The organism is Yeosuana marina (assembly GCF_011762485.1).
In the GTDB taxonomy this organism is placed as follows: Bacteria; Bacteroidota; Bacteroidia; order Flavobacteriales; family Flavobacteriaceae; genus Yeosuana; species Yeosuana marina.
In genome coordinates this window covers 9,075-35,986 of record NZ_JAAKGI010000037.1, presented here as the reverse complement: position 1 = coordinate 35,986, position 26,912 = coordinate 9,075, and the positions used below count along the sequence as shown (strand labels likewise).

Annotated in this window: 29 protein-coding genes; 14 read left to right on the top strand and 15 right to left on the bottom strand. The window is 35.4% G+C overall.

Going from position 1 to position 26,912, the window contains the following annotated elements:
* Positions 1 to 10: 10 nt before the first annotated feature.
* Together G5V56_RS15830 and G5V56_RS15825 are read right to left on the bottom strand one after the other, a co-directional pair.
* A complete protein-coding gene (locus G5V56_RS15830) occupies positions 11 to 715 on the bottom strand; it encodes a response regulator transcription factor (RefSeq protein WP_166966878.1) in 705 nt (234 codons plus the stop codon).
* A complete protein-coding gene (locus G5V56_RS15825; protein ID WP_240911356.1) occupies positions 696 to 1,976 on the bottom strand; it encodes a sensor histidine kinase in 1,281 nt (426 codons plus the stop codon). Before G5V56_RS15825 ends, G5V56_RS15830 begins: the two co-directional genes overlap by 20 nt.
* A gap of 237 nt (positions 1,977 to 2,213) precedes the next feature.
* On the opposite strand from G5V56_RS15825, the gene G5V56_RS15820 reads away from it, so the two are divergent.
* The 6 genes from G5V56_RS15820 (at position 2,214) to G5V56_RS15795 (ending at position 6,725) form a co-directional block, all read left to right on the top strand.
* Positions 2,214 to 2,606, top strand: a complete 393-nt coding sequence (locus G5V56_RS15820) for a doxx family protein (RefSeq protein ID WP_240911354.1) — start codon at positions 2,214 to 2,216, stop codon at positions 2,604 to 2,606.
* 43 nt (positions 2,607 to 2,649) lie between these two features.
* The gene (locus G5V56_RS15815; protein ID WP_166966874.1) at positions 2,650 to 3,108 is read left to right on the top strand and encodes a hypothetical protein; all 459 of its coding nucleotides are present in this window, start codon (positions 2,650 to 2,652) and stop codon (positions 3,106 to 3,108) included.
* Between the two features lie 790 nt (positions 3,109 to 3,898).
* Complete coding sequence (locus G5V56_RS15810; protein WP_166966872.1) at positions 3,899 to 4,735, top strand: RteC domain-containing protein; 837 nt, start codon at positions 3,899 to 3,901, stop codon at positions 4,733 to 4,735.
* Between the two features lie 303 nt (positions 4,736 to 5,038).
* Complete coding sequence (locus G5V56_RS15805; RefSeq protein ID WP_166966870.1) at positions 5,039 to 5,323, top strand: helix-turn-helix domain-containing protein; 285 nt, start codon at positions 5,039 to 5,041, stop codon at positions 5,321 to 5,323.
* A gap of 3 nt (positions 5,324 to 5,326) precedes the next feature.
* Positions 5,327 to 6,079, top strand: coding sequence for a hypothetical protein (locus tag G5V56_RS15800; RefSeq protein ID WP_166966868.1), 753 nt, complete (start codon positions 5,327 to 5,329; stop codon positions 6,077 to 6,079).
* The gene (locus tag G5V56_RS15795; protein WP_166966866.1) at positions 6,063 to 6,725 is read left to right on the top strand and encodes an ATPase; all 663 of its coding nucleotides are present in this window, start codon (positions 6,063 to 6,065) and stop codon (positions 6,723 to 6,725) included. Before G5V56_RS15800 ends, G5V56_RS15795 begins: the two co-directional genes overlap by 17 nt.
* A 104-nt stretch (positions 6,726 to 6,829) precedes the next feature.
* On the opposite strand, the gene G5V56_RS15790 is transcribed toward G5V56_RS15795, so the two are convergent.
* Positions 6,830 to 7,462, bottom strand: coding sequence for an N-acetylmuramoyl-L-alanine amidase family protein (locus tag G5V56_RS15790; protein WP_166966864.1), 633 nt, complete (start codon positions 7,460 to 7,462; stop codon positions 6,830 to 6,832).
* 189 nt (positions 7,463 to 7,651) lie between these two features.
* On the opposite strand from G5V56_RS15790, the gene G5V56_RS15785 reads away from it, so the two are divergent.
* From G5V56_RS15785 to G5V56_RS15750, 8 genes are all read left to right on the top strand, one after another.
* Positions 7,652 to 7,939 (top strand): hypothetical protein, encoded by a 288-nt coding sequence (locus G5V56_RS15785; RefSeq protein WP_073243663.1) that lies wholly within the window; start codon positions 7,652 to 7,654, stop codon positions 7,937 to 7,939.
* A 307-nt stretch (positions 7,940 to 8,246) separates the two neighbouring features.
* Positions 8,247 to 10,649, top strand: coding sequence for a TraG family conjugative transposon ATPase (locus G5V56_RS15780; RefSeq protein WP_166966862.1), 2,403 nt, complete (start codon positions 8,247 to 8,249; stop codon positions 10,647 to 10,649).
* A gap of 106 nt (positions 10,650 to 10,755) precedes the next feature.
* A complete protein-coding gene (locus G5V56_RS15775) occupies positions 10,756 to 11,286 on the top strand; it encodes a conjugal transfer protein (protein WP_206285919.1) in 531 nt (176 codons plus the stop codon).
* Positions 11,287 to 11,288: 2 nt separating this feature from the next.
* Positions 11,289 to 12,131 carry a hypothetical protein gene (locus G5V56_RS15770; RefSeq protein ID WP_166966860.1) on the top strand — a complete coding sequence of 281 codons (843 nt, stop codon included), beginning with the start codon at positions 11,289 to 11,291 and terminating at the stop codon, positions 12,129 to 12,131.
* Between the two features lie 19 nt (positions 12,132 to 12,150).
* Complete coding sequence (locus tag G5V56_RS15765; protein ID WP_166966858.1) at positions 12,151 to 12,765, top strand: conjugal transfer protein TraK; 615 nt, start codon at positions 12,151 to 12,153, stop codon at positions 12,763 to 12,765.
* 30 nt (positions 12,766 to 12,795) lie between these two features.
* Complete coding sequence (gene traM, locus G5V56_RS15760; protein ID WP_166966856.1) at positions 12,796 to 13,725, top strand: conjugative transposon protein TraM; 930 nt, start codon at positions 12,796 to 12,798, stop codon at positions 13,723 to 13,725.
* A 31-nt stretch (positions 13,726 to 13,756) separates the two neighbouring features.
* Positions 13,757 to 14,587, top strand: coding sequence for a DUF4138 domain-containing protein (locus G5V56_RS15755; protein ID WP_166966854.1), 831 nt, complete (start codon positions 13,757 to 13,759; stop codon positions 14,585 to 14,587).
* Positions 14,588 to 14,657: 70 nt separating this feature from the next.
* A complete protein-coding gene (locus tag G5V56_RS15750) occupies positions 14,658 to 14,957 on the top strand; it encodes a basic helix-loop-helix domain-containing protein (RefSeq protein WP_240911350.1) in 300 nt (99 codons plus the stop codon).
* Positions 14,958 to 14,972: 15 nt separating this feature from the next.
* Here G5V56_RS15750 and G5V56_RS15745 read toward each other — a convergent pair whose 3' ends face one another.
* The 12 genes from G5V56_RS15745 to G5V56_RS15690 all read right to left on the bottom strand — a co-directional run.
* The gene (locus tag G5V56_RS15745) at positions 14,973 to 16,340 is read right to left on the bottom strand and encodes an RNA-binding domain-containing protein (RefSeq protein WP_166966850.1); all 1,368 of its coding nucleotides are present in this window, start codon (positions 16,338 to 16,340) and stop codon (positions 14,973 to 14,975) included.
* 131 nt (positions 16,341 to 16,471) lie between these two features.
* Positions 16,472 to 17,686 carry a hypothetical protein gene (locus tag G5V56_RS15740; RefSeq protein ID WP_166966848.1) on the bottom strand — a complete coding sequence of 405 codons (1,215 nt, stop codon included), beginning with the start codon at positions 17,684 to 17,686 and terminating at the stop codon, positions 16,472 to 16,474.
* Positions 17,687 to 17,704: 18 nt separating this feature from the next.
* Positions 17,705 to 18,481 (bottom strand): hypothetical protein, encoded by a 777-nt coding sequence (locus G5V56_RS15735; protein WP_166966846.1) that lies wholly within the window; start codon positions 18,479 to 18,481, stop codon positions 17,705 to 17,707.
* Between the two features lie 115 nt (positions 18,482 to 18,596).
* Entirely contained in the window at positions 18,597 to 20,180 is a 1,584-nt protein-coding gene (locus G5V56_RS15730) for a type IV secretory system conjugative DNA transfer family protein (RefSeq protein WP_166966844.1), read from the bottom strand.
* A 5-nt stretch (positions 20,181 to 20,185) separates the two neighbouring features.
* Positions 20,186 to 21,217: a MobB family relaxase gene (gene mobB / locus G5V56_RS15725; protein WP_166966842.1), complete on the bottom strand. Its 1,032-nt coding sequence runs from the start codon at positions 21,215 to 21,217 to the stop codon at positions 20,186 to 20,188.
* An 11-nt stretch (positions 21,218 to 21,228) separates the two neighbouring features.
* A complete protein-coding gene (locus tag G5V56_RS15720; protein ID WP_206285916.1) occupies positions 21,229 to 21,609 on the bottom strand; it encodes a BfmA/BtgA family mobilization protein in 381 nt (126 codons plus the stop codon).
* Between the two features lie 441 nt (positions 21,610 to 22,050).
* On the bottom strand, positions 22,051 to 22,248 hold the full coding sequence (locus G5V56_RS15715; protein ID WP_166966838.1) for a hypothetical protein: 198 nt from the start codon (positions 22,246 to 22,248) through the stop codon (positions 22,051 to 22,053).
* An 11-nt stretch (positions 22,249 to 22,259) separates the two neighbouring features.
* The gene (locus G5V56_RS15710; RefSeq protein ID WP_166966836.1) at positions 22,260 to 22,643 is read right to left on the bottom strand and encodes a DUF6876 family protein; all 384 of its coding nucleotides are present in this window, start codon (positions 22,641 to 22,643) and stop codon (positions 22,260 to 22,262) included.
* A gap of 120 nt (positions 22,644 to 22,763) precedes the next feature.
* Positions 22,764 to 23,108, bottom strand: coding sequence for a single-stranded DNA-binding protein (locus G5V56_RS15705; RefSeq protein ID WP_166966834.1), 345 nt, complete (start codon positions 23,106 to 23,108; stop codon positions 22,764 to 22,766).
* A 780-nt stretch (positions 23,109 to 23,888) separates the two neighbouring features.
* Complete coding sequence (locus G5V56_RS15700) at positions 23,889 to 24,725, bottom strand: DUF932 domain-containing protein (RefSeq protein WP_166966832.1); 837 nt, start codon at positions 24,723 to 24,725, stop codon at positions 23,889 to 23,891.
* A 17-nt stretch (positions 24,726 to 24,742) separates the two neighbouring features.
* Entirely contained in the window at positions 24,743 to 24,904 is a 162-nt protein-coding gene (locus G5V56_RS15695) for a hypothetical protein (protein WP_166966830.1), read from the bottom strand.
* Between the two features lie 261 nt (positions 24,905 to 25,165).
* Positions 25,166 to 26,912: ParB/RepB/Spo0J family partition protein (locus G5V56_RS15690; RefSeq protein ID WP_166967282.1), on the bottom strand; the 1,747-nt coding region annotated here is incomplete at its 5' end.

Sequence of the window (26,912 nt, the reverse complement as noted above, 5' to 3'; positions counted from 1 at the left end):
CTTAGGTTAACTACGATTTGTTAATCTTTAATATAAATCCTCTGTTATGAACATTTTCTATCTTAATAGATAAGTCATTTTTTAGATATTTACGTAAATGTGTTATAAATACATTCAAGCTTTTTTTGCTGAAGTAATCATTCTTACCCCATAATTGAGTTAAAATTTCCTTGTGTGTGCATAATGTGTTTTCATGAGAAATCAAATAAAGTAGTAACTGGCTTTCTTTGTTTGTTAAATCAATACTGGTATCTTTATAAATAAGTTCTTGATTTACCGAATTAAATAAATATTGTCCTAATTGATAAGTAATATTTGTTTTTTTACTTTTAGTAGGCTCATCTAATCGTGATAAGAGTGTTTTAATTCTTACTACAAGCACTTCTTCATCAATGGGCTTTTTTAAATAATCAATAGCGCCCAAAGAAAATCCCTTTAAAATATCAACTTTAAGAGATCTTGCCGTTAAAAAAAGAAAAGGAAGGGTTGGGTGTAAACTAGTTATTCTTTCAGCCAAATTAAAACCATCAATATCTGGTAGCATAATATCTAAAATAGCTAAATCATAGTTTTTTTGTTCAAGCATTTTTAAACAATCAATGCCGTTTTTAGCCCAAAATACTTCAAACTCATTCATACTAAGATATTCTGTCAGCAGATACCCCAATGTTTCGTCATCCTCAAGAAGGATTATTTTATTTCTTTTGGCAGTCATACACTAATGAAATAACAATAGTAACCGTAGTTCCTTGTCCTAGATTACTATCAATTTTAACCTTACCTTTATGCTTATTGATAACTTCCTTTACATAACTTAATCCAAGTCCATAGCCTTTAACCTTGTGCAAATTACCATTTGAAACTCGATAGTATTTTTTAAATATAAGATTTTTTTCCTTTTTGTTGATTCCAATTCCATTATCAGAAATTATAATGGCTAATTGTTTTTTAATTAATCTTGTTTTTAAATGTATTATAGGAGATTCTGAATATTTCTGTGCATTATCTAAAATATTACTGATAGCATTTTCTAAATGATTTATATCTGCTTTTATTAGTAAGGTTTCTTCATTAACAGAATAGGTAAACTGTATATTTTGAAGTGCAGATAAGGCTTCAAAATCTTCACAGATTTTAATTAGACTGGGCTTAAAATCAACGGTCTTTAAATTAAAAATATTTCTTTTAAATTCAAGTTTTCCTAATTCCAAAACTTTATCTATATGTGTATTTAATCTTTCAACCTGCTGTCTTATAATGTTTAAAAACTGTTGTTTCTTAGGGTCTATACCGTCTTCTAAAATTTTTGTCGCCAAACCTATTGAAAAAACGGGTGTTTTAAGTTCGTGGGTCAGATTATTAATAAATGCATTGGTAGTGGTTATAACTTTGTGCTGCCAATACACTGATTTCAGCACCCAAATAAAAATGAATATAATGACTATAATACATAATAAGCTCGGAATTGTTAATCCATTTAATTGCCATAAAAAGTAAGAATTAAGGTCTTTAAATTGTAATTCTAAAATAACATTCTGTTTTACCAAAGTAGGTAAATATCCTACCAATTCAATAGGGTAGGTTACCAACTGTTTATTGGTTTTAAAAACATTGGGAGACTTTAAGTAAAAACTACTGTCTCTTGTAAACAGTCTGTAGGTAAAATCAGTATTAATTCCATTAGCAGATAATCGATAGTGAATAAAGTCATTCAGAAAATACTGAGATGCATCTTGGATACTAGCTATACTTAAATCAAAATGAGATTCATCCTTAATAAGTGCACTTCCTATCAAAAAAGATAACTGATTTTTTGTTGCTAAATCCTGTTTTATATCTTGACTAACAATACCAATATTTTTATTAAACTGAACTTTCGCTAAATTAAGTCCAATTTTTAGATACTGATATTGCACTATAAATAAGGCACATATAGTGGTGATAAAAATGGCTATATATAATTTTCTTTTTTTCAAAATGAGCCTCTATATTACTAAAAAAAAACGGGTAATTTTTTTTTAACTTTTTATTAATTTAATTAATCTTTTATTAATCTTTTTAACTTCTTCTTACTCTTAACACATAGTTATTACTTCTACTTTCGCATTAACACATAATTGCACATTAAAATTGAATTCCCAAAACATAAACAATGAAATTTAAATAGTTCGACTATGACACGTTTTATATCACGTATAAATAAACACAGGTTATTGGCAATAAGTATTGGAATCATTTATTTATGGTTTGGGGCACTTAAATTTTTTCCTGAATTAAGTCCAGCAGATTCTCTTGCTAAGCAAACCATTACGTTTTTAACAATAGGTTTATTGCCGGAAAAAGTCAGCATTTTAATGTTGGCTGTTATGGAAGTCACCATTGGTCTTTTTCTTGTACTTAATTTTCAAGTAAGAAAAGTTATAATTGCAGCAATTTTACATTTAATCTTTACATTTATTCCTGTATTATTTTTTCCAGAAATTTCCTTCTCTAAGGCTCCTTTTGTGCTTACATTGGTCGGTCAGTATATTATTAAAAACATTGTTATCATTGGCGCTTTACTTTTTATTTATCCAGTAGATAATTACAAGGCAACTGCCATTTGATAATTGGTCCATGAACTTGACTTAATTCTTGAAATCACCCCTTATGAAGGTAAAACAATTTATTGCGAAGAAAAATTCACTTAAAAGCACGCAGATTAATTGCGTAACTTTTACGAGTAAATTTTCAGTACCCAACCAATATGCGGCTCAAGTAGGAACTTTATATTTTTTTAATGTCAAAAAATTCAATTTATATTTAGAAGATAGATTAGAAGGTGTTTCTGCATCAGGTTTAATTGGAGGGAGTGCAGGTTATAGACGACCTAGTTATGTGATTTCATTGGATCCAGGGATTAACTATAGCGCTCCAAATTTAACTCTAAGTTTAAAAGCGCCAATTGCTTTAGAACGAAATATAATACAGAGTTATCTTGACAAGCAAAAAACTGCCCAGACAGAAGTTTTTAGTCAAAGTGATACTGGATTTGCAGATTATCTAATAAACTTAAATATTACTAACAGATTTAAGAAAAAAAACAGGAAGTTATTCCAAACAGTATAGTCGATTTTTATAAAAATTGAGCCTTGAGTAAGTTCAAAAAAATTGATTTGTTTTTCATTTAATAGCGTTAAACTTAAAAGTTTAGCGCTATTTTTTTTGTTTAAATAAGACTACTTTTAATTTATTAATAAATTGAGCAACAAAAGTAGATAAGGTATTAATCTAAATAAAAAAGCATCCCAATCTTCTGTGAAGAAAAAAGGAAAGCTTTCCATCGGTTTAACTACTTAAACCACTGATAGACTACTACATCTATCAGACAACACAACATCTTTAAAGTGCAAAAAACCTAATTTCTTAGAGCTTTCTCACCACTTGGCGGTCTGGACGGGACTCGAACCTTGCTCTATGAGCCCAACCATAGCAGCATAACTGCCAAATATCTTCAATAATGTTGACGATTTGTGACCTATTTACAATGTTAAATAGTTCATTTTGTTCTCGTCTGGTACAAAAATAATAATTTCAATGAACTTAATATATTTTATTTCAAAAAAAATTATATAAAAGTGTCAAAATGATTTTATCATAGTCCAAACTGTATGCAAAATCGCTATAATGTTAGATAATTTTTAATTTATTTCTGAGTATTTCTATAAATGATTTTGTGCATCACAAATTACTTATTTATATTGGCTTCAAATTACTTCAACGTTAATTTATACAAAAAAAGGCATAATTATTGATAAATTTTATCAAACTGTCTATAGGTTGTTACCACTAAACACTATTTTCAAAATCTAAAATAACTCTATCTATTTACAGTTGAAAACCCTGTAAAAAGTTAGATATGAAGCTACTATTACTTGCTCAAAATTTAGAAAATCAGTTGTTAGAAATCAAAGAAAATTCAAAAAACATAATGCAGAGATCAAATCGTTCTATTTTAATATGCACAAAACTTCTAGGCAGTTTTAAAAAAGAAATTGCAAAAAATGGCTTCAAATCAATTTCAGATGAGATTTTCTTTTTTAAATACACAAAACAAATTCCACTTAAACAACTCATTTATTTTTCTGAAATTCGTTCTTTTGAGATTCAATTCCCAAAAACAGACAAAGATTCACAACTTAAATTTCTTAAAAGGAAAATGCAGAAAGTTAACCGATTTTTTATTTACAATTTAGATTTTGGTCGCTATGTAGATTCTGGTGCTACTAATTTTGACAAGGAATATTATACAAGGGATTATCTCGATACTTTTCATATTACAACATCTAAATTCTATTTTCAAGACCCAGAATTTTGCACGCCTAGAGATATGCTACTAGGTAAGTACAGAGCTTATTACTCTTTATTGCATTATATGGATGCCAAAAAACGTAATATTAAAAATAACTTGAATGGTAAATTAGTAACTACTCAACCGGTTGAAAAAATGCATTGGCCATTTTCAAACACAGATTATGTAGAATTAGTCTATGCGCTATGTGCTAAAGGTTTGGGTAAACAAAATAATCAAGGCATATTGCAAGTATCCAAAAAGTTACAACAGCTCTTCGATGTTGAACCAAAAGATATTTACAAGACTTATCAGGACATAAAAAACAGAAAAAATAGCAGAACACTATTTCTCGACCAACTTTCTACATCTTTGCTCATAGAAATGGATAAAAGCGAAGAGTGATTTCTTCTACAACCCCTTATTTTACAACAAAAAGTAACCGTAGTACGGTTGACCTACGGTGATTCAATTTTTTAATAAATTTTACTCTTTTTGCTTTCGCGAAAGCATACTTCCACACATCAAAATCAATCAAAAAGCATCAAATTTCAAAATGTTAAATTTTGACCGTAGTACGGTTGTACTGGGGAATAAAACCCATTAAAGCTGTTCAAATTTGTAGAACGAAAGTCAAATCAGGTTAAGGGCTATCAATTAAAAATATAAAAATACTTGATAGTCCTTTTCCATTAAAACCGTTCTATTATGCCGACAAGTATTATTACAACAGACGACCTTCGAGATTTCAAGATGGAATTACTCGATGACATCAAAAAACTATTATCCAAACAAGCTACTGGAAAACTCAAAAGGTATCTCAAATCTTCAGAAGTTATGGACTTGTTACAAGTCAGTCCAGGCACTTTGCAAAATCTTCGTATCAATGGCACCTTGCCCTATACCAAAGTAGGCGGTATTATCTACTACGATGCCGAGGAAATTCAAAATATAATGACTACCAACCGTGTACAGCACGGTTCAAATTCTTAAGTAATGAACTATATAAAGCTACTCAATGCGGCTTTTTCAACGTTCTATTTTGATGACCGCCTAAATCCTACCCATATCAGTCTGTATATGGCGCTGTTCCAAGAATGGAACAGCAGTCGCTTTGCAGATGAATTTTATGTAAACCGTAGAGATTTGATGCGTTGTGCTAAAATAGGCTCAAAATCCACCTATCATCGTTGTGTTATTGATTTGGACTCGTGGCTTTATCTATCCTATTTCCCATCTAACAATCCATACAAGGGCAGTAAAATCAAGATGTCCATTATTGGGACAAGTGATGAACGTGATATGGGACGGTACAATCCCACACTAGAACAGCTTGCGGAACAGTACTATCCCATACGTGAACCAGTTGTGGGACAGCACCATCCCATAAATGGACAGGTTGTAGACCCACACCGTCCCATAGGTGGACAAGCATTGGTATCTACTACAAACAATATCAAACAAGAAAACTATACAAAACAACCAAAGGGCTGGCAGGCCGTAATTGATTTTTTTATTGAAAAAGGTTTTAATGCTGATGAAGGAAAAAAATTCTACGAGCATTATGAAACTAGGAATTGGCAAACGAGCGATGGTAAGGCAATTCGCGATTGGCGGGCTTTGGCTACGAATTGGATGGACAGAACGGAATTATTTGATGAGGAAAACAAATTAAACAAAAAACAAGCGTCCCAAATCAAGGACAACTTGCGAACCACTAAAAACAAAGATTATGGACAACCCCTCTAAAATTATCGAAGGTGGCGTGGAATATTCGCTAGGAAAATTTGACGGCAAAAGCGTCGTCTATGACTTTCCAAAAATTTTAATTTACCTGAATGCAAAAGGAAAACTATTGTTTGGCAAGAAATTCAGAATCTATGAAGAGGATAAAAACATACTGCTTAAACTTTGTTCATACTTCATTAAGGATAAAGAGAACTGTGCTACTTACGGTATTGACATTGACAAAGGTATTTTACTTTCTGGACCTGTTGGATGTGGTAAAACTACCCTTATGAAATTGCTACGACATATCGTTCCATTACAACGTCCTTACGAAATGATTCCCTGCCGGAATGTAACTTTTGGTTTTAACCACCTTGGCTTTAAAACGATTGAAGAATACGGCAATACTAAATTCTATTGTTTTGATGATTTGGGTGTTGAACCAGCTGGACGGTTTTATGGAAAAGACTTGAACGTAATGGGCGAAGTGCTCTTATCTCGATATGAACTCTATCTCGATACCAAACACAAAATCAAAACTCACGCTACCACAAATCTAAATGCTGAAGAACTTGAAGAACGCTACGGAAATCGTGTTCGTAGCAGAATGCGGGAACTGTTTAATTTAATTGCTTTTGATAAAGCTGCTAGTGATAAGCGTAAGTAATCTAGCTTCTAAATGTTTTATATAAGAGAATCACTTCTGAGATAAATTGTACTACTATCTCTTTTAAACTTTTGGTTAATTCTAAAAAAATATCTTTCATAATACTATTGTTTTTGTATGGATAATAAAATAGCAAATGCTATCAATTTTATATTTGCAGAATTTGACAAATAACCACTTTCGTCATTATTGGATAAGAAACCTAGTTCCAAGAGAACAGAAACACAATGACCGGTTGTTTCTTTCAGCACTTGAAAATTTGCAAACTTTACACCTCTGCCCTCATATCCTATAACCTTGCAAAGCATCTTTTCAATTTGATAACCTATATAAATAGATTCTTTTGAATAATTTGTTTGATTTCTTGAAGCATAAACTTCTATTCCTCTAGCATAAGAATTATCCGAATGATTACAATGTAAAGACACAAACAAATCTGCTTTAAGAGCTTTGGCCAGCTTAGTCCTGTCCGATAAAGAAATGAGTGTATCAGAATACCTGGTCAAATAAATATCCAAAGGGGTATCCGATTCGTCATTCAGCTTCAAAATCGCATTTGCGATATTCAATACAATATCCTTTTCTTGGATTTTATTTATACCTATCGCACCGGAATCTTTTCCACCGTGTCCAACGTCAATTACAATTCGTTTTTGAGTACTCAATTCTTGTCCAAAAACGACACACATTTTTAGAAGCAAAAAGACAAAACTGACGTTTTTGAGCACTTTTTTCATTTTCAATTTTCGGGTTATCAACAACTTTCTTTCAAAATCTCATAGAATTTGATACCAAATCATAGCAATTAAATTCAATTGATTTCAAATAATATTTTATTCACAAATATTTGATTTTCAGTTATTTATGTACAAATATATGTAAATTTCAGAAAGAGAAAATGAATAAAAAATCTAAACAGTTTTATTATGAAAAAATCAATCTACTTAGCAACTTTTTTATCGTTGCTCTCAACATCACTCTTTGCTCAAATTGGTGGCATAGAAGATTCAGTTAATGATGTTGGCGATACCATCAGAACCATTTTCCCAATTTTATTGGGTGTCATTTTCCTAGTTGGCTTCCTGTTTAATGCAGGGCATTTCTTTGGGGAAAATGCGGACCTTAAAAAAGGGATTACGAGAGTGCTTGTGTTTGTTTTGATTGCTGGTGCAGTTGTCGGCATCTTCACATACTTAATAGGCATCGTAGTATAAATGAACCCTCATCGAGGGCTTTATTAGAAAAGCTGTATGAAGAAATTCGAGGTCTATAAAAATATTAGGAAAAGGGCGGTCATTTTTGGGCTGCCTATTTCCCTATTCGCTCTAATGATGGTTTCCATTTTAGCTTCGCTACTCATTATCATCTTCTCTTTCAGCTTTGGGATAATAATTGGCATACTCGTTTTTAATGCTGCCTTGTACGTAGTCTTGACTAGAATAACGCATAACCCACAAATCTTTCAGATGGCTAAAGCCTTCCCTAGAATAATAAGTAACAAAAGAAACTCGGGTTTCGACTATGAACAAGATTAACCTTTCTAAATATCAACCCATTGTAGATATCCAAGACAATATCGTGTTTGCCAATAATGGCAATGTCGTTCTGTGCTATGAAGGGAATCTACCCGAAATTTATTCGTTGTCCGAAAAGGATTTTGAGGATATGCACGGTGCTTGGTTTCAGGCTCTGAAATCATTGCCTGTTGGGACTGTAGTTCACAAACAGGATAACTATTTGAAGAAATCCTATTCTTCAGAACAACTTCCGAATACAACTTTTCTGGAAAAAGCCACACACGAGCATTTTAAAGGACGTGGACATATTGAGCACAAATGCTATCTGTTCTTCATTTTGACCAAGAACAAGGCACTTAACAATTCAAAATACGTCAATCCATTTCGGAAGGTTTCTAAAGGAATTGTGCAAGAAATGGATGACAACGTAAAAAGCTTTGTCAACTCGGTAAGCGATTCTGTTTCCTTCATCAACAATAGCCGAAAGATGGAATTCATTTCGCTTAAAGCGGAAGAGATTCAAAAGCTTACAAATGGCTATTTCAACGGCTTCAACGAAGGTTTTGACACGGACATCATCTTAGAGAAAAAAAGCGTCAATATTGGCGAAAACCATTTTGATGCCCTGGCCATCAATAGCGAACTGTGCTTTGGCGAAAGTGTACAGAGTAGCAAGACCAATGAGAAATTCACTTCTGACGATTTTGTGTTTCATCAAGGGTTTATTGATGGTTTGGGGCTTACGCTTAACGAAAATCATATCGTCAATCAGATTCTCTATCTCGACGACAAACAGAAATGGCGTAAGCTTCTGGATAAGAAAATTGAAGAACTGAACAAAAGTTCAAATTTTGGTTCGCAGAACAAAGTGGTGCTTGGGAAAATCCAACACATCCTTGACCAAATCAATGCCGATGATAATGCCAGAATCATTCGTGGTCATTTAAACATTGTTTATTGGTCTAAAGATGCCAAAGAACTCGATAAGATTACCTCAAAAATCAAAACCGAATTTAAGGAACTGGATATCATCCCATACTATCCACGAGGCGAAGAACGGAAGAATTATATTCTGAACAGCTACTGCTGTTTTTCATCCAATTTCTCGAATAACGATTTATACGTTACCGATTTGAAGCACGCCCTGTGCTTGTTCATTAATAACACGAACTATAAATCCGATACTACAGGAATCATCTTTAACGACCGTGAACACAACATTCCTGTTCTAAAGGATGTCTGGGACGAGTGCAAGAAGCGCATCAAGGCACGTAACTTTGCCATTTTCGCTCCCACAGGCGAAGGAAAATCCTTTTTGGCCAATAACATTCTGCGCCAATATTTTGAGAGTGGTGTCCGCCTGGTCATTATTGATCTCGGTGGATCCTACACCAAGTTTGCCAAACTCTACCCAGAAAAATACACGGTACTACGCTACGAAAGCGGAAAAAATCTTGGTATCAATCCATTCTACATAAGCGATGTAAACGACCTGACACCTGAACGTTTGGAAGACCTATCAGTATTCTTGTTTGAATTGTTCGCTTCGGATTTGAAAGTGACCAAAGCACAATCGGTTTCGGTTAAAAAGATATTGCGCCATTATTATGACAGCACCTTAGAAAACCACTCTTTGGACGGTTTTTACAGTTTTATAGAAAGAAATCGGAAAACTATTCTCGATACTCTTAAAATCCATCCCGACTACTTCAATGTCACGAGCTTTTTGCACGTAATGTCCGAATACGTCGGCGATGGTCTATATAGCTTTTTATTTGAAGTGAGTGAAGACCAGACCTATAAAATCGAGGATAAACGATTGATTGTTTTTGAATTGGACGAAGTGAAAGACAACAAGGAAATCCTATCCGTAATGCTCAAACTAATAAAGTCAGCTATCCAGCGTACCATTTGGCGAAATCGTGCCGAAAAAGGCATTATCCTATTTGACGAGTTTGCAAAGCAACTGAAGTTTGATAACGTACTGGAAAGTGTGGAATTCTACTACCAAGCCATCCGTAAACAGAATGGTGCGATTGGGATTATTCTTCAGTCCATCAATCAGCTTCCCAATAATTCGACTTCCGCAAGTATACTTGAAAACACACAGGTCATCTACAGCTTGAACAATGAAAAGGGCTATGATGAATTGGTCAAAAGGCTCAACCTATCCAGTCACGACCTTAACCAATTAAAATCCATTAAAAACAACCTTTCAGGACTACGCAAATACACCGAAATGTTCATCAAGATTGGCAAAGAAAGCAACATCTTCCGTCTTGAAGTTCCGAAGGAAGTGTATGCAGCTTACCTAACGGATGGACAAGAAAATGAGGAAATAATGAAGCTCTACAACGAGCTTCAGGATATGCAAAAAGCAATCATTCAATTCACATCTAAAACATAAAATTATGAAATCGAAGATTCACGAATACCAAAACAAATTTTTAGCGATGAGTAAAACAAAAATTAAAACATTGTCATTCGGGCTAATCTTAGGGGTTGCCCTTTTAATGCCGAAAGATGCTTCCGCTCAAGGAATGCCGGTTTATGACAACACCAACTTTATCAGCTTGGTAAAACAGCTATTGGAATCTGGTAAGCAGACGGCAGAAATGATTAAGTCCGTCAAATTCTTGAAAGATGCCAAAGAAGCTATTGAGAAAGTATCGAGCGTTGTCCAACAACTTAGAGCGGTTGAGGAAATCGCACAGAACAATCAGCGCCTTATCAATGTAATGCAGAATGACCTTCAGGATATTCTGAATTCGCCCTATATCAAACCTGAGGAAATTGACAGGGTTGTGGCCTCGTTCGAAACCATTGTCCAAAATTCATTGGACACGGTGGACTTTATAGACGAAGTCCTCTCAAGCGATTACCTAAAAATGAGCGATGCTGAACGTGCCGAAATCCTGAAAGCAAAAGAACTGGAATCCAAACAAATGGTTTCCAATATCACTACAAAAACGAAACGTTACCGTGATATTATTTCTTTCAGAAAAATGCAGGATAAAGTCAATAATCGAGAAACAGAATATTAAAAATGACCGCGACCATCATTTTAGGGATTGGGTTGGAATACATTGATACGGTTTTCCAGACCATACAGGCCAGCGACTTTTCGCAATACACTATTGCCGGAATGAAAACGCTCGCTGTCCTATTCTTTTTGGTCAACATCCTTAAAAAATACAACGAAGGTATTGCAGACAAGGACGGCTACACTTGGGGATTGAGTCCGGGCGAACTGGCCAAGAATTTTGCCATTGTCCTATTGGTCATATTTTCAACGCAGGTGTTAGGATTCTTTGATGGGATATTGGTAGCCATCGAGGGACAATATAGGGGCACGGCACCTGCGTTACTTCCATTGCAAATGCAGGATATTCCATTAGAGGAAGATGTAAGCCTATTTGATGCCGCAAGTTCCGCAATGACGCTTTTGTATGAGGCGTTGGTAACGCCACTTTACGGTTTCAAAATATTGGCCTTTATCCTAAGTACCATACTCTGGATATTGGATTTGTTCATCTATCCGCTATTCTTGGCAGAGCGTTTTTTCCTTTTGGGGATAATGCAGGCTTTCTTTCCATTGGTCATTAGCCTTGCGGTTTTTGAAAAATTCCGTTCGCTCGCCTATACCTTCTTTAAGTTGTACGCCGCCGTTTATATGCTCGTGCCAGCGTTTTTTCTGGTCAACGTGTTTATCAATGCCATCTATACTGAAATCAACACCAATTTCTGGGTCAACCTATTCGGAACTGATGTAGGTCAAGGCTTTTTTGCACCTGTGGTTCAGCTTGGGTCGGTTGGTTTTATCGTTTTTCTAAAATTCAAATTATATAAGCGCGCCACGTCATTTACCCTAAGATTATTTACTTCCTAAGGCAGATAAAAATATAATTATGAAAACACCATATAAGAACATATATAATGTCTTAAAGTTGAACAGATTTATCGTGTTGGCAGTTGTCATTTTTGCAATGCTATCCAGCACCTTTTCACTATGGGTGGCATTTAAGACGAACAAAGATTCCCTTAATAGTGCCTTTGCTATCAATACCGATGGTAGTATTATTCCGCTGAAGCTCGTTACTCAAAAAGAAAATTTCAATGTAGAGGCATTAGCACATTTGGACCTATTCCACAACTACTTCTATAATATCGACGCCAGTAATTATGAACGGAATCTTGAAAAGGCGCTTTGGCTAGGAAATAGTTCTGTGGACAATCTATATCGCCAGAAAAAAGCTGATGGCGTCTACAATCGATTATTGCAATATTCGCTCGTTCAGAAAGTACTGAGCATAGATTCACAAATAGGGGAACAAAACGGAACATACACCTTTAGAACGGTTACCGTCTTTGAAATAAATAGAGGTTCAATAATAGACACTTATGAACTGGTTTCTAGTGGAAACCTAATTCCCGTTGATAGGAACTTTCCAAATAATCCGCACGGTTTGTTGATTACAAACTATTTCGAAAACACCTTAAAAAAATTAAACGATGAAAGTTAAGCCGATAATCGGCATTTAAAAACCACTATTATGAAAGTAGAAAAGAATAAAATTGTCTTTGCAGCTGTACTGGCTGTGATTTTCATTTTCCTGATTTCCTATTCTGTAATGATTATGGGCGATGACGAAAGTGAAAATGAAAACCTTGAACAGACCTTAGTTCCAGACTTAGAAGAAAATCAAAAAGAATACGATTCCAAGCTTGATGCCATCAATGACTTAAAGGAAGTGCGCGAGAATAACGCACCCAGTATCTACGATGAAAAACTTTTGGATTCCACAGGTCTTTACAATCCTGATTTGCCAGAGCTCGAAAAAAAACGCATTGTGGATAGTATATACAATGCAGGTAAAATTCAATACTCTGAAAAGAAGTATCGCAACTTAGAGCAAAAGAAAGTTGCTCAAAAGAGCTCACAACAAATCGATTCAACCGAAATTATACGAGAGCAAAAAATTCAAGCCAAAGAATTAGGGCTAGAACATCAATTATTCTTTGCTGCCTCACCAAAACCCAATGAAGTTTCAATTATTGGCAGTACAGATGAAACGATTTATGTAGTCGTGGATGGCGACCAGATTGTTAAAGCGAACACTAGATTGCGAATGCGCCTTACCAAATCAGCAACTATAAATGGTAAGCTGATGCCAAAGAATACACCAGTCTTCGGATTTATAAGTTTTCAACCCAATCGTGCCTTAATCGAAATTGAGAACATTAAGCATCATCCGACCAAACTTAAAGCTTTTGATTTGTTAGATGGTAGCGAAGGTATATATGTGCAAAATAATTTTCGGGCAGAAGCCACCACAGAAGTTTTGGATGATGTTATAGGTGATATCAATATTCCGACTGTTCCACAGGTGGGCGGAATCACACAGGTATTTAGACGTCGTAATCGAAACGTTAAGGTAACTGTGCTTAACAACTACAAATTAATTCTAAAACCAAAATTATGAGGCCCATAATGGGCATTTAAAACCCACTCTTATGAAAAAATATATCATCATCTTAGCTCTTGTTATTTCAGCTTTCGTGAAAGCTCAAACAGACACAGTACTAGATACAATTTATGCAAACGATACTAAAAATGTTGCGTTATTTTTCCCAGAACCTATTAGACAGGGCATAACCGGTTCGGATAATTTTGTTTTCAGCTATAATCGTGAAAAAGAACAATATTTCGGGCTGCTTCAGGCTAAACCTGGCAAAGAAAGTAATCTACTGGTAGTCAACAGGAATGGTGCAATTTTTTCGTATATTGTAAGATATAAGAAGCATCTGTCAAAGCTCAATTATTTTATCCCATTATCAAATAGTATTGGGAATGAAAAGCCAATTGTAACCGATTCGATTCAGGTTGTAACTTCTGAAAAAAATATAGATAACAGAACCTACTATTATCAAAAATTCTGCTCCTATCTTCTTAACAGAAACCAACGTATTGGTCGGATTAAGAAGCGAATGCAAGGCATTGTCTTGAATGTTGAGAATGTTGTTTTTGATAAAGAAGAACTCTACTTTGTTATCCAGATTGAGAATAATTCTACGTTGGATTACGATTTGAATTTTTTGAACCTCTCAATCGAGACCCGACAAAAAGGGAAAAAGAAATCTTTACAGAGTTTATATCAAGAACCTATTTACAAACACTATCTACCTTCAAAAATTGCAGAAGGAAAAATGGTGCGGTTTGTTTATGTAATGCCCAAATTTTCATTGTCCAATGACCGTAGGGCAATTTTAGAATTGAACGAGAAAGATGGCGAACGAAATATAAAACTGAATATATCACATAGATATATCAATAACCCAAATTAATAATATTATGAAAAGATTACTTATTTGCTCACTTGTACTTCTATTTATTTCCTGTGCCGGGAATAATAATATGTCCCACACCGAAACAGCTCAAATTGTTGCTGAAAGTTTCTTCTCAAAAGATGAATCAGCTTTAAAAAAGCATACAACATCAGATGGATATGCCAGTTTAATCACAGTTCAAAATATGATACCAGATTCTGATAAGGAAATTAAAGTAGAGATTTTGGATGAAGCTATTGAAGGTGAAATTGCCTGGGTAAAATATAAAACCTCTTTTGATGGAAAGTCAGGTGTCTTTAAGCTAGTCAAAGAAAATAACCAATGGAAGGTAACGAGCAAAGATCCGAGGGAAAAAGGGCCTTTTTAAAAAAGAAGCTTTGTTTTAATTTTTGTCAAGGTTGATTTCCCAATACCCTCTTGTTCCGCCTTGACGCTCAATATATCCAGCATCCTTTAAGTTGTTTAGATGCTTCTGAATTGCAGATTCATTTATATGTAGGACTTCTGCTATTCCTGAACGACTTATGCGGTTATCTTTGGCAATCAATTTCAGTACTTGCTTTTGTCTAAGGGTTAATTCGGAAATAGCATCTATGGTTTTTTCGATTTGACCACCTATTTGACCACCTTTTAGACCACCCATTACACTACTTATTTGACCACCTTCTTCAAGAGCAGTTTCTTTGGCCATAAATGTCATTCTGAGAAAGTTATCTGAAAAACTAAAGCTCTCTTTCCCATAGTGTTCCAAAATACGAGGGATGCCAGAACCTAATTGTTCTACCAGTTCTAAATCCTTGAAAATACGCATCAGTTCCTTATTTCGTGGGACTGAAAAGCCTTCGAAAAACTCTTGTTTGCTTAATCCTTCAGGTAAACCACCTGCCGATGTGATTTCAATTCTATCCGTAAAGATTTCAAACTTTGGTGTAATCTCATTAGTGTAGTCATTATGCACAAAGGCATTGATTATTGCCTCACGCAAAGCGATGGGATGCCAAAGATTGACTTGTTGTCGCTCTTTGGCTGTGATTTTGGTAGCAGTTCTGTTCTCGACTGCAATTTTATCTATCACTTGTTTAGTAGCCTTTACTAAACATTCGTGGCCATATTCGTTGCTTTCTATTAAGTCAGTACGGGTCTTTCCTGAATATTTGGCAACTTTTATAGAGGTATTGTTCTTGTCGGCCAATAGATAGCCGGCATAATTGAATGCACCATCCTCGGTAAGCAGTTCCATGTTTTTCGCAAAGGCAATACCAAGAGTGTAGCCAGCTTCCTCATAGTAGATTTTTAACTGGCTAAAGCTTAAATCTTGCCGACCTGCTTTAATTTTACTGATGGAATTTCGAGTTCGTTTGGCAAAGAGCTCGTCTATCATTTTTTGTGGCATAGGCTCAGCGGCCGAACCTAAACGAATAAAACAACCCTTTTCGCTCATCCCATATTTTTTGAGATGATATGGTTTTTCTGGACCGCTGGCTACAATGATTTTTAGAATGTTCTTCCTGTCCCTTTCCTCACTCACAATATCAAACAAACCGAGTGCTGAAGGACGGATATTGTTCTTTAGTCTGTCCTTAATTTTTAACTGGTCGCTATCAGCATCTACCAAACCATAAGTGTTCCCTTCTTTATCAACACCAATATATAAAACACCACCCTCCCGGTAGTTCAGAAACGCAATGACCTCTTTTTCAAGTCCATCGGTAAGCTCTCGTTTATATTCTATACGGTTTGTTTCGGTCATTAATTCAAATAAAATAGAACAGTAAATATAATGATATTAAGATTGTTGGAATAGATATAGTTGACAATGATGGTTTGTCAGATATTTTATGTTTGGTATAGATAGCGTTTAGAATTGATGGAAACTAAATATTATTGAGTTGGCAAGTTAAGTTTATCAAACAAAATTTGATTTCTCTTTTTTGAATCCTTAACCATTTTATCAAAACTTATTATTTCGGTATAAAGCTCAAAATTACTATTGTAAGAGAAAAAACCTTGATTGTCTGGATGAGCAGTAAAACCAGCTTTTTTTGCCAGAGTTCTTAATTTTGATGTTAGATCTGAAATTATATAGGCATAATAAGGTGTCCCTTTGCGTACACTTATGGGGCGACCATTAGCGTCTAAAGCGTTGTTTTCTTGAATTTCAATAACATAATTAAGTACTTGTGTTATTGGATTATCAATTTCACTATAATCGTCTCTCATTGGTTTTTTAAATTCAACAATTACAATTGAAGAATAGTTGTCACTTTCATTAAGTAAATGTGCTTTATTAAATACGACAAGATCGGGTCTTTTTAATGAAGTAGATTCTGTTCTTTTGTTACTAGTAAAGGGTATGTCAGATGCCAAATAATCGTGAAAAGCTAGTCTTTCATCAATTACCCATAAATTGTGTTCTTCTAATTGAATTTCATCAGATGTTTTCTTTACAGGAAAAATAAGATTGTGTATAATTTCCTCTTTAGAATATTTGTCATTTTTAGATTTTTTTAAATGCTTGTTTAAATGTTTCAGAATATAAGATCTGTGCACAACATATTCGGCAAGTTTAGAGTTCCCAACTTCAACAATTTTGTTGTACAAATCTGTATGAGTTTTATCAAATGCAGCCTTATGGTCAATTTCCTTAATCGACTCTAACATTTTGTTTGCTTCACGTTTTACGTCTCTCTCAAGCTCATTTTGAAGTTTAAAAAGTTCTATCTCTAATTTTTTACCACCTAGATTTGAAGAAATCTTTTTCAACTCTTTAAGTTTATATTTCTCTGAATACCTATAGCGTGGATGCCTACTTACAAATTTTCTAATATTTTCAAGTCGGTCTTGTTCTATAACACTTATATATTTTTGATATATTTCTCGAACAATAGCTACGGCTTTTTCACTTACCTCTATTTTTTCTATTTCATCAGGGAAAAATTCATCCGCCTTAGAAAATGATATTTCTGTCCGCTCTTCATTAACTTTATCATCCAAATAATCACTAGAAACATACACTGCTAATGAAAACTTTTCTCCTTCGTCATCTGTCAAAGGCTGCTTTAATTCAGGTATAAAGTCTGTTAACTTATCATTCATTACTTCTCGACGATGAGCTCAATAATGGATTTTATTATCAGGCTTAGAAGTATACATTTTAACCACCTCAAAGTCGAATTTCTGACCTTTTATTTTTGCACTTTTTTTGTCAAGAGAATTGCGAGTGTAATTCTTGAAATAATCATTTACAACGATTTCATCATTGTTGTCCTTAAGAATTATTCTTGGACAATTAGATTCCCTAAAAAAACTAAAGCAATGTTCAATTATTTTAATTGCAATATCTTCTAAATCGCTATTAGTCCACTGTTGAAAACGTTCGTTTAAATTTTTGAGATAAACGGAAGTACGTCTTTGAGGATTTGAAGATTCTACTTTAAAATTTCGCGGGTTTTCTACTCCATCTTTGCTGATTTTAAATTCAAATTGGCGACGATTGAAATGACCGTTCTGACGATAAACACTATCTATTTCTACGCTAGTAAAAGCTCTTAACCAAGTTATTCGTCCTATGCCTTTTCCACCTTTATTATATTTATAACTTGAATGAGCCAAATTGAAAGAATCCCAGTTTTCAGGATTAAAGCCGATACCATTATCTGTTATTTTAAAGGCAATAATTGGGTTTTTCTTTTCAAAATCAGAATCATTTATTTCACTTCCTAAATTCTCTTGAGGCAACCTTTCAGCTTCTATTTCTATGAGACCTGGGCTTTCTGACTTGAGTTCTTCAATAGCGTGTATAGAATTAACAAGGGCTTCAAACAATGGCAATAAAGCCTTATTACTGGCTAATTTCTTTTCACGAACTTTTCCTGCAATGTCTATGCGCATTATAATCTCAGATGTTTTAATTAAGTGGTACAATTTACATAAAATTTAAAGGCCTTTAAGATTTTAAAAACACTTTCTGTTATGGAATAAAGCATAATTATTTTTTTGATTACATTTATGTTTCAAATATCGACTTCGCCTCATCATAAACTCGTTCAAAATTAGCCTCTAAATCTTCCTGAGAAAAATGCTTCGATTCCTTTGGCAACTCTCGTTGAATATTAGCCAATTTAAACTGTACCTTCTTATCCTTCCCATCCGCATAGGTTATAAACTCTCCCTGCTTTAATCTAAAGAACACATCTGCTCTAATTTTTGGGATTTCTTTCTCTCCAGTCGTAATACGTGTATCGAAATCAAGATTATGTCCACGACTAATACTTTTGGTTGGGTCTTTGATTATTTCAAAAAAACGTTCATAATATTTGGCGGTGTCTGGGTCATTGACTTTACCAAAAAACTGATAAGAAAGATTGCTTAAAATCGCTTTACTCGCCTTGTCACCATACATCATATCGTTCTGAATTTTATCCTGCATTACATAAATAGTTGCTATATCGTAGCTTCTCAAAGTTGCAGGAATTCTATGCATATTCAATAAACGAATTGTTGGTGCTTCTTCCATCAACAAAAATGAAGGTTTTGAATTTCGCACACTCATTTGTTTGGTAATGGTATGAATAATGGTCGCAATAACTGGCGAATATGAAGTTTCAAATTTCGGGTTATTGACTATTGAAATTACAGCAGGACTTTCTTCGTTATTGATATTCAAAGGCACTTCGTCTGCGGACAATGCCATAAAAATGCGTTGTGTACTAATTCGTTTCAACGCATTTGCCAGAGTGCTTTTTACGCCTGCTGTCTGTCTGTCGGAATCCTTTCCACTTATAAAAGCATCTGCCATTGCTCTTGATGTAGTATTGGTTTCTAAGAATTGGATTAAGCTATCCGTGTCCAGATATTGGTAAATGGCAATCAAATGGGGAAGTGTACAGAATTGTGGATAGGTGGTTTTCAGTTTCCAAATCAATCCACCAATCAGTCCTTCCGCAGCATCGTTGAAGAATTTTGTCGTTCCGGTTGTTCCGCTTTCTCGTTGTTCCAAAAGGTTTTCTATCAATACCCTTGACACTTCGTTTACGCTTTCCTCGTTCTCTAAGTAACGTGGCGCGATAGGATTTACCCTATGGATGATTTTATCAAAGGAAATGACCTTAAATGGGATATCCCTATCCTTAAAAAGCGGATACGCCATTTCGGTCAGTTCAAAATCCTTGTAGTCGTGGATAATTCCGCAAAAGCTTTCTTTCCGGAAGTGTTTCAAAAATCCATAGACAACACTTTCGGTCTTGCCACTTCCGGCAGAACCAATGATGGATGCACCTCGTTTGATGTTATCCAATTTGAAATTTCCCTTAGTGGTGGCAAAGCTGACCTGATATTTGCTATCGCCATTTATTGGCTTGTCCGTTTTATGCAGGAACACGTACATTCCTATGTTAATTAATATGAGAGGGCAAACCAGATAGAGAGAAATCAGAATCAGTCGGTTTTCCCCATTCAAACAGAACACCATCGCACCAAGCACGAGAAAATTAACGATGAATGCATACCTACTTACCCGAAACATCGCATAGAAAACAATACTGGTCACGCCAATAATTGAAAGTGTCGTTATGAGGTCATCTATCCGCATAATTGTTAGATTCCTATAGAACTTGATTTAATCGCAATCTCAGCACCACGTCTCAACCGTTTAAGAATTCGAAGTGCAATCTGTGTTTGACTAACTGGAATATTTGGCACTATCGGCAATCCGGTCTTTGCTATAATTTTGAAAGCCAGTGCTTTTTTGTTAGCCGGCAGTTTCATCAAGGCAGCGAAATAGAGATTGGGATTCTTTACAAAATCCTTTCGGGCTTTGTAGGTCTCGGCAAAGTTTCGTTTATAGCCAAAAGTCTTATCAAATGTTTTTTCTGCATTCTCGAAAAATGTATCACGGTCAAATCCCCGTTTTACGGTTTCCCCATTCAACTTTACATCAGATGCTTTGTATTTGCTTCCGGGCGATAAACTGAATCTGTTGGACGCATCCTTACGGCTCACGATAATATGGATGTGGCTTTGGTTACCATCTTTTTGCATTCCCTGGACAATCCGTTTTCCGTTTTGCTGATGTGGTGCTTGGCGTTCCAATTTTGCGATTTCCTTTTCCATCCTTTTAATATTTCCTTCATTTCGTCCTTCCTGAACGTTTCGGATTTCGGTTTTGAGCTGAAGAATTTTGATGGCGTACGGTTGGTTCTCTTTTACCTGAAAATCTGTTCCCTTGAAGGTGCGTTGATGCTCTATTTTTGCATAGTACTTTATATCATCGATGTTAACCGGTCGCCCTTTGATTTCCCTATTGAATGAAGCCACATAATCTTTCATCAGCTCACGAGTATATTTCTTTAAATCTTCGCTACTGTTCTGAAGTTTTCGCAATTCATATTTTGATGGACTGACAGTTATTGAGTAGAATCTTGGTTCGTGTTTTTCCAATTTTGCAGTATTCCCATCGATTTCCTTAATGACTTCCTCAGCAGAAATCTCATCGCCATATTGATTGAAAAAATGTTCCATATCTTGCTGTTCCAGACCTTGATTTTCTTTCTCTAAATACCCAACAAAATCTGCCGAACTTTTGGAAAAATTACCGCCCATCTTTTGGGATGTTATTGTGATGTACATAGCTGGAAAAATTATAGTTCGTTCTTAATGTTTCGCCTTTCGCGAAAGCGCACTTCTTTCTTTTCTTCGGCATATTTCTTTTCAACTATCAATGGTTTTTTGTTGGGTTCGTCCATCACAAAAAGGGATTGCAACATTGCGACCGTTGGCTTGGTTTGGGTCTTTTCTACATCACGCATTATGGCGATTACGGCGTTGATTCTTTTGAGCAATTTAGCCTCGATAGTACGTCCGGTTGGTCCTAACTTTTCCCTTGGGGAAATCTCGTTATAGAGGAAAAAATCAAGGATGTTTTCCATCGCTTCGGTGTGTGTTTTAAAGTGCATTTTGGAAAATTCCTGAAATCGTTTGGCAGTTTTTCGTTTGAATCTGATAGTGATGAATGAATCCATTTCTTTCGCTTTTTTTAAAGATTTGACGTAAATCCATCCCTATTTACTGGTGTTTCAAGACCATTTGACGCAAATTGCTGGAATTTTTAAATCCTTTTTGATTTTAACTAATTAAAAATCAACGGATTAAAACGAAAATGGAATATGTAACGCGGCGCAGCCCGTTACCCTCTTGCTATTCCTTTTCGTCACGCGCAAGCGTGACAAAAATCCATACAATCCGGCTAAAAAGCCGATTGCCATTTTCAGGGAAAATGATTTTCCGATATATTATTTTTCGATGTGTAAGGCTATCGGCGAAAGTCGAAAAGTGGATAACCTTACTTTAATTTGAATGCTGAAATTCAGCGAAATAAAGATAGTAATTTTTTCTTGATATAGGATTAATTAAACACAAAAACACCTCTCATTCAGAGGTGCTTGTTTCATATATGCTGAAAACTATATATTGAAAACGTAGGTATAAGAATATAAATTCCGCATTGCCTCTTCCTCAATTATCGTTTCAAAACAGCCATAATTTTCTTTTACGTATTTGCGAATGCTATCCCCAAATTTTCGTTTCACATCTTCTTTGGAAGTTTCCAAAAGTCGGTTTTGAGCTTCTTCGCTCAAGTCTGTAAAATTTAGATATACCATAGCTTTAGAATTTAATATTCACTTGGAAGCATCAGCGTATCATTTACAAAATACAAACGCAGTTCATCGAGAGGAAAATCGGTGACACGATAGCCGTGTTTTTCCAAAATATTGTCGTTGCCATCGCTGTAAATTATTTCGGCTTCGTAGCCTGTAAAATCTTGTTTTTCTTCGGACAATCTCTTAAAGTCGATAGTGATAAATTCGCTTCGGTTCATCAGACTTTTTGCAATTACGGAAGCATCCGTTATGAGCCAAAAACATTCGGCAACTTCCGAAAGGTATTTCAACCCGTCTGTAAATCGTGTTCTTAATAATGGGATTTGGTAGAACATTTCAGTTCCGTGAAAATGTTGTAATCCTTCTTTGATTTCATTAACTTGTGCTTTACTCATCGTTTCTATTTTTTAATGGAAATCGTAAATCTTCGATTTCATTGTTATCTTAATTTTATTAATGGATAATGAAAAAGAGGGCGCAACTTTCCAGAGGAACGCCCTCTTTAATTTTAAGTCCTACTTGTCGTTTTTACTTCCAAGTAATAGGATTTCATCGGCTACCACTTCGGTAACATAGCGTTGTTCATTATCATCAGTTGTGTAGCTTCGAGTTTTTAGTTTTCCCGATATTCCAACTTCTTTTCCTTTGGCAACATACTTTTCTACAATTTCAGCAGTTTTGCCCCAGGCTACAATTGTATGCCAATTCGTATCTGTTTGCTTTTCGCCTTTACTGTCTTTGTAATACTCGTTCGTGGCGAGTGAGAAGCGGGCTACTTTCTTACCGCTTTCAAGGTTCGTAATGGTTGGCTCTTGACCAACGTTTCCAATCAACTGTACGTGATTTCTAATAGTACTCATAACTAAAAAATTTAAAAGATTAATAATTCCCTTTTCAATTCAACTGTAATTAAATTTTAAGGGGTGTTTGTTTGATTTCTTTCGTGCACCGCACAATGGATAGAGTGGGTTTTGTCAAGACTTTTAGGAAATAAATCAGGTGTGTTTGCGACGTAGTAAAATCCTTGGATTTTCAAGGAAGTAGAAACCTTATTTTTCACTAAAACTTGTATAGTCTTGACAAGTTCCATAAGGGCATTAGCAATTCTTTTAAAACCGGTTACGATTTGAGCGTACCGACAGTTAAGCGAAATAAGTGGCTGGGTTTAATTTAGAATTGGTTATGTCGTGCCTGTTTTTCGACGACCCGAAAAACAAAAAAGGCTTTATCCATTATAAACCCCTTAAAATGTGTAAGACAGCGGTTTGGTTTTTAAGGATTTTCGAGTGAGGGCTCAAGAAGACCGCACCGAAAATCCTGTTAATAAAACCGAAGTGATGCTTTCCGTTGAGATAGCGGACTTAATTCACAATTTTGGCTCTGGAATGTAGCCCTTCGACTGCGCTCAGGACAAGTTTACCTTCCCAGAGCATCGGGAAGGATTAACGGAATGGAAAGCTGAAATTGGGGATTGTGTCCAAGATGTTTGTAGTGAAGCTCTTTTCCCAAAATGAAGTGGTTGCCTGCTTTTTTCAGCAGGCAGGCGTCGTATGTAGGGGAATGTGCTGAGCGGTATTGATGGCAGGGATTTGCAACAGTAGAAAATCCAGTTTATGGTACTGGACAAACCTTTATTTAATTTATGCCATAGCATAGACTTCATCAAACAGCTTTTTATCCAACCGTTCTTGTTGACCAAAACTCTTTTTCAATGTATTGTGCAATACTGAATTGAAGGCATTGTAGCCTAACCATAGATTCGGTTCTTCATTGAGTAACAAGGCTTCATAGTTCAAAATCTCAATGACCTCACGAGACTTTTTTGAAGGGTCACTATTCTTATCGCTACACTCGTATCTAAACAACTTCGTTTTGTCCAGAATGGCTTTCACAAACTCTTGTGTGTCGATAATTTTAAATTCCTTCATCTTATCGAATTTCTTGGTAATGGTGTAGAACTCATTATCCAGAAATTTATCGAACAGATTGCTCAACCTCGGCATTATGAGGTGTGTATTGTTCTTGCTGTGCTTAATGGAAAACTCAATTTCCGCTTGTGAAACGTGCAAGCCATTGGAACATACTTTTCTGTAGAAACCGAAGTGGCCAGAGGTCTTTTCACTACCATCATACGAGTTCTTGAAGCGAAGCATCGGCAATATCAAATCCTTATGGTTCTTGACGGTAAACTGGCTTTTGTCGTCGATTATAAAGTCGGTAATAAATGACCTATCGTTTTTGTTGATGGTGCGCTTGTGGAAGTTCAGTTGTGCATCGGTCAGCATTTCTTCGGCTTTCTTGAAGAAAAGTTGATTTGGAATGTGGCCATAGCTGTTCGATACTACATTGACAATTTTCCCATTGGAAATTATGATGTTTTCAAGCCCTCTTCGGGATTCCATCTGTGTCAGACTTTTTAAGGATTTCATTTCTGATGGAACAAAGATTTCATCCTGTTGCAAATTTTGTAAATACATAGCTTTTGAATTTTAGGTTAAACATTTTGTAATAGCAGAGAGTAGTACATCGGATGCTTTTCTCTGTAATAAGCCAAATGGCTTTCTGCACTTTCAATGGTGTAATTTTCTTTACTTGACTGATAATGTATTTCAGCCTCTTGTGGCGAAATTTTAGGTTTTTCAGATATTCGTTTCATAATGATATATTTTGATTAAACAATATTCGAGCAGTACCCAAACGGAAGCTAAAATCTCAGCTCAAAAGGAAACGGAATAAATAAGCGTAGGGTGCATCGATGGCTTTATGCCGTAGTCTTTTGATGGGTGTATTTTACGAGTTTACCTTTGCGCTAATTATTGATTGATAACCCCTTCCTGTTAAATGCGTTTTTTTAGGAACTATCATAAAAAAGAAAAAGGGCCAGCACGAATGCCGACCCTTCTTCAAACAACAAAAGCTAATCGCTGAGTTCCTGAATTTTCTTTTCAAGAACTGTGATGCGCTCTTTCAAACGTGCCTCACGCTTGTCTCGTTTTTCAACATATTCCTTCTCAATGCTGGCAATCTTGGATTTGTAATATCCCTGCATCGCATTGTAGAATGAAATGTTCGTTAAATTATTAACGTGATTGCTTTCGCCGAAATGCACTTGCTTCGTGAGTATATACCGTATCAGCTTGTGAAATATTTCCTTTTTGAACTTCTTCTTGAAATTCTCTACTATTTCAACTTTGGTCATCTTGGACGTATCGCCTAACAATTTTGAAAAGTGTTTCTGTTGGCTCATATAGTCCACATTGTTCTCAAAAAGTGATATTGAGAATGCCACCATTTCGTCTGTTGAAAGTGTCTTTTTGGTATTAATGTATTTAGTCTCACGAATCATTTGAACCACTTCCTCGAACTGTTTGTTGTTCTCAATGTGCTTCTTGCGGATTTCCCTTTCTTTGATTTTAACGATTTGTTCCTCAGGTGTACAATCTGCCATTTTCCTATTGGCCAATGGCGCTGAATACTCAGTTGACTCATCTTTTGATTTCTCGATTATCTTGACGAAGACAGTTTTGTGTTGGTACGTGTCCGGATGGAACACGGTACCGTTTACAAATCCATTATCAGTTGCTGAATTGTAATTTTTCAATTCGTCTTCGTAATTCTGTATCGCTTCTTCCAATTCTGCCTTCAGTTCATCTTCGGAATAATCGTAATGTTGATATTCTATTTTGATGGCCTCTATTGTCGGCTTGGTAGGTTCTTCGATTATTTCTACATCATCCAGCAGATAGACCTTCAAGCCACTTTTTCCCAACTGTGAAATAATGAGCTGATTGTTTTCGTCATCTGCCCAATACTGTCGTATTTCAGGAATCAGTAGGATATTCTCTTTCTTGGATTTTTCAATCAAGTTTAAGAACGACTTGCTTTTCTTTGTCTCGAAACAAGTTGATTTTGTGCAGACCATTTTACCCTCGCCAAACAGATTTCCTTGATTTGCCGCATTGAATGGACACTCAAAACAAGACCCTGCTTTCGGTACCAACTTCTTATCCTTTACATCAAAAGATGCTTTTTCCAAGTCGTAGGTCTGGTCTTTAATCATCCTGTTTATCTGATGTGTGTTAAAATCTTCGCCCATCGTTTCCAACATCATTTGTTGTTCTTCTGGTGCAAAAAGTGCGACACCAACACCTAACGAAATGGTCATTTCGCCATTGCGGACGAAGTGCTTAAAGCCATCTATTAGACCTGCTAATTTTAAACGCTGTCTTACAAAGTTGTCGGTTCTTCCTAATCGTTTCGCAATTTCTGTGGGCGTATATTTCTCGCTTAGGTAAGCAATGGCCTCAGCTTCTTCGGTAGGCTCAACATCCTGTCGTTGTAGATTTTCGATAATCTGAACTTCCAGAACATCATTGTTCTCATAAGGCCTAACGATACAGGGTATGGTCTTTTTTCCTGCCAGCTTGCTTGCACGATATCGGCGTTCGCCCATCACAATGATGTAATGGCCATTTAATTGCCTTACCGTAATTGGCTGCAATACACCGTGCTCTTCGATACTCTCAGAAAGTTGCTGTAACGCATCTTCGTTGAAAGTTTTTCTTGGTTGTTCTGGGTCAGCCTTGATGTTGCCCAATTGTAAGTTCTGAATTTGAAGCACGGATGATTTCTTTCCATTCACTTCTTTTTTGGCAGTTACTTTT

Coding starts and splice junctions, on each gene's coding strand:
- G5V56_RS15830 (WP_166966878.1), bottom strand. CDS start 715: ATGACTGCCAAAAGAAATAAAATAATCCTTCTTGAGGATGACGAAACA.
- G5V56_RS15815 (WP_166966874.1), top strand. CDS start 2,650: ATGAAGGTAAAACAATTTATTGCGAAGAAAAATTCACTTAAAAGCACG.
- G5V56_RS15810 (WP_166966872.1), top strand. CDS start 3,899: ATGAAGCTACTATTACTTGCTCAAAATTTAGAAAATCAGTTGTTAGAA.
- G5V56_RS15805 (WP_166966870.1), top strand. CDS start 5,039: ATGCCGACAAGTATTATTACAACAGACGACCTTCGAGATTTCAAGATG.
- G5V56_RS15800 (WP_166966868.1), top strand. CDS start 5,327: ATGAACTATATAAAGCTACTCAATGCGGCTTTTTCAACGTTCTATTTT.
- G5V56_RS15795 (WP_166966866.1), top strand. CDS start 6,063: ATGGACAACCCCTCTAAAATTATCGAAGGTGGCGTGGAATATTCGCTA.
- G5V56_RS15790 (WP_166966864.1), bottom strand. CDS start 7,462: ATGAAAAAAGTGCTCAAAAACGTCAGTTTTGTCTTTTTGCTTCTAAAA.
- G5V56_RS15785 (WP_073243663.1), top strand. CDS start 7,652: ATGAAAAAATCAATCTACTTAGCAACTTTTTTATCGTTGCTCTCAACA.
- G5V56_RS15780 (WP_166966862.1), top strand. CDS start 8,247: ATGAACAAGATTAACCTTTCTAAATATCAACCCATTGTAGATATCCAA.
- G5V56_RS15775 (WP_206285919.1), top strand. CDS start 10,756: ATGCCGAAAGATGCTTCCGCTCAAGGAATGCCGGTTTATGACAACACC.
- G5V56_RS15770 (WP_166966860.1), top strand. CDS start 11,289: ATGACCGCGACCATCATTTTAGGGATTGGGTTGGAATACATTGATACG.
- G5V56_RS15765 (WP_166966858.1), top strand. CDS start 12,151: ATGAAAACACCATATAAGAACATATATAATGTCTTAAAGTTGAACAGA.
- traM (WP_166966856.1), top strand. CDS start 12,796: ATGAAAGTAGAAAAGAATAAAATTGTCTTTGCAGCTGTACTGGCTGTG.
- G5V56_RS15755 (WP_166966854.1), top strand. CDS start 13,757: ATGAAAAAATATATCATCATCTTAGCTCTTGTTATTTCAGCTTTCGTG.
- G5V56_RS15750 (WP_240911350.1), top strand. CDS start 14,658: ATGTCCCACACCGAAACAGCTCAAATTGTTGCTGAAAGTTTCTTCTCA.
- G5V56_RS15745 (WP_166966850.1), bottom strand. CDS start 16,340: ATGACCGAAACAAACCGTATAGAATATAAACGAGAGCTTACCGATGGA.
- G5V56_RS15740 (WP_166966848.1), bottom strand. CDS start 17,686: ATGAATGATAAGTTAACAGACTTTATACCTGAATTAAAGCAGCCTTTG.
- G5V56_RS15735 (WP_166966846.1), bottom strand. CDS start 18,481: ATGCGCATAGACATTGCAGGAAAAGTTCGTGAAAAGAAATTAGCCAGT.
- G5V56_RS15730 (WP_166966844.1), bottom strand. CDS start 20,180: ATGCGGATAGATGACCTCATAACGACACTTTCAATTATTGGCGTGACC.
- mobB (WP_166966842.1), bottom strand. CDS start 21,217: ATGTACATCACAATAACATCCCAAAAGATGGGCGGTAATTTTTCCAAA.
- G5V56_RS15720 (WP_206285916.1), bottom strand. CDS start 21,609: ATGGATTCATTCATCACTATCAGATTCAAACGAAAAACTGCCAAACGA.
- G5V56_RS15715 (WP_166966838.1), bottom strand. CDS start 22,248: ATGGTATATCTAAATTTTACAGACTTGAGCGAAGAAGCTCAAAACCGA.
- G5V56_RS15710 (WP_166966836.1), bottom strand. CDS start 22,643: ATGAGTAAAGCACAAGTTAATGAAATCAAAGAAGGATTACAACATTTT.
- G5V56_RS15705 (WP_166966834.1), bottom strand. CDS start 23,108: ATGAGTACTATTAGAAATCACGTACAGTTGATTGGAAACGTTGGTCAA.
- G5V56_RS15700 (WP_166966832.1), bottom strand. CDS start 24,725: ATGTATTTACAAAATTTGCAACAGGATGAAATCTTTGTTCCATCAGAA.
- G5V56_RS15695 (WP_166966830.1), bottom strand. CDS start 24,904: ATGAAACGAATATCTGAAAAACCTAAAATTTCGCCACAAGAGGCTGAA.